The organism is Streptomyces sp. SID13726, assembly GCF_010548375.1.
In the GTDB taxonomy this organism is placed as follows: Bacteria; Actinomycetota; Actinomycetes; order Streptomycetales; family Streptomycetaceae; genus Streptomyces.
Window position 1 is genome coordinate 1 of record NZ_JAAGLY010000666.1, and the last position, 408, is coordinate 408.

General features: G+C 73.0%; 1 protein-coding gene. It reads right to left on the reverse strand.

The window, feature by feature from the left end:
• On the reverse strand, positions 1 to 364 hold a 364-nt coding region (locus tag G3I78_RS49675), incomplete at its 3' end, for an RICIN domain-containing protein (RefSeq protein WP_164437257.1).
• Between the last annotated feature and the right edge of the window lie 44 nt (positions 365 to 408).

Consider the following 408-nt stretch of genomic DNA (forward strand, 5'->3'; position numbering starts at 1 on the left):
AGCCGTTGCAGTCCCAGATCTGGACCACCGTGCCGTTGGCGGTGCCCTGGCCCGCGACGTCGAGGCACCTGCCCGCGTTCGGGTTGCGGATCGTGCCGTCGGCGCGGACCTCCCACGTCTGCGCGACTCCCGGCGCGCACGTGTAGAGCTGGACGGGGGTCCCGTTCGCGGTCCCGGACGCGGCGACGTCGACGCACCTGCCGGCGAGCCCGACGATCGCGCCGGTCGCGGGAGCCGGGCCAGGGTTCGGCGTCCCGCCGGAGCCGAGCTGCACCTCGCCCTGGTTGAGCACGCGCGGGTGGAAGTACGCCGCCTGGATCTCGGCGTTCGTGTTGCTCCCGCGCAGCTGCTCGGACCAGACCATGAAGTAGCTCCAGCGCGGCTGGGCAGTGAGGAGCGCGTCGTTCG